General features: G+C 34.6%; 1 protein-coding gene. It reads left to right on the forward strand.

Going from position 1 to position 1,633, the window contains the following annotated elements; translation table 11 throughout:
- Positions 1-169 precede the first annotated feature (169 nt).
- On the forward strand, positions 170-1,543 hold the full coding sequence (locus T513_RS0109580; RefSeq protein WP_031589910.1) for an aldehyde dehydrogenase: 1,374 nt from the start codon (positions 170-172) through the stop codon (positions 1,541-1,543).
- The last annotated feature ends 90 nt before the right edge of the window (positions 1,544-1,633 follow it).

Raw genomic sequence — 1,633 nt, forward strand, 5'->3', positions numbered from 1 at the left:
TGTCGGGTGGAAACTTAAATATCAAACTTCTTAAATAGAACCGTCAGGTTCTTAGAAGCCACCTACCTTTAGGTGGGTGGTAGTTCACTCATATTTTAAGCCACTTATTTTCCAAATGCTTTGTGAGAATACAAATTATGGTGTATGATTATTTCAAGGATGTGAAATTATGAAGCTAACAGAATTATTTCTTAAACAGAAAAATTATTTTAATGCACAGAATACTAAAAATGTAGATGAACGTCTTGCTCATCTCAATAATATAAGAAGCTGGATTATTGATAATGAAGAACGTATTGCTCAAGCATTATATGAAGATCTTGGTAAAACAGATACTGAAGCCTATATGACTGAAATTGGGATGGTTCTTGATTGTCTTTCTTATGTTGATAAGAACTTAAAGAAATGGACAAAGAAACAGAAAGTGAAGACTTCACTTTCACTGTTTCCAGCAAAGAGCTACACAATTGCAGAACCATATGGTGTTGTACTTGTTATGTCTCCTTGGAACTACCCATTCCTTTTATCAATGGAACCATTGATTAATGCGATAGCCGCTGGTAACACTGTTATTCTTAAACCAAGTGAATATGCTATTTCAACAAGTGCTCTTCTTAAAGAAATGCTATCTTCTCTATTTGAAGAAGACTATGTAGCAGTAGTCAATGGGGATGCACGTATTGCCAGAGAATTACTACAGAATCCTTTTGACTACATCTTCTTTACAGGAAGTCCAACAGTTGGAGAAGTCGTTTATCGTAAAGCAGCTGCTCATCTTACACCAGTTACCCTAGAATTAGGAGGTAAATCACCTTGTATTGTTACTCCTGATAGTGATCTAAGACTTGCTGCTAAGAGAATTGCTTTTGGTAAGTTCCTCAATGCTGGTCAGACTTGTGTTGCTCCAGATTATGTTTTCATTCATGAAAGTATTAAAGAAGAATTTATTTCTTATCTAGATGACTATATTCATGAGTTCTTTGGTGATCATCCTATTGCTAGTGAATATTTATGTAAGATTATCAATAGAAAACATTTTAATCGTATTATCAATCTTATCAATGATGATAACACCCTCATCATCGGTGGTCAGGCTGATGAAAAGAATCTAAAGATTTCACCAACAGTTGTAGATAATGTCAAAGAAAGCGATCCAATCATGCAGCAGGAAATCTTTGGTCCATTGTTGCCAATTATGACCTATAACAATATTTATGATGTTGCTACTTACATCAATAGACATGAAAAGCCTTTAGCTCTTTACTTGTTTACTGAAAATGAGAATGAACAGGATTTCATTATGTCTAACTGCTCTTTTGGTGGAGGATGTATCAATGATACAATCATGCAGCTTGCTTCACATCATCTTCCATTTGGTGGTGTAGGAAGAAGTGGTCTTGGTGCTTATCATGGTAAATATTCATTTAAGACTTTCTCTCATATTAAATCTATTCTTCATAAGTCTAATAAGGCTGATTTAGAGTATCGTTATTATCCTTATGATGAAAGAAAAACAAGTTTAATTAAAAAGAATCTAAAATAATAAATATCCTCCGGCATAGCCGGAGGTTTTTCAGTTTCGGGCATAGCCCTGCTCCTACTAGCACGGTACGTAAACCGTACTATTACTTCG

The organism is Kandleria vitulina DSM 20405 (assembly GCF_000702065.1).
Classification (GTDB): Bacteria; Bacillota_I; Bacilli_A; order Erysipelotrichales; family Coprobacillaceae; genus Kandleria; species Kandleria vitulina.

What these genes read in the sequence shown, in the direction of transcription:
- T513_RS0109580 (WP_031589910.1), top strand. Translation starts at nt 170, where the DNA reads ATGAAGCTAACAGAATTATTTCTTAAACAGAAAAATTATTTTAATGCA.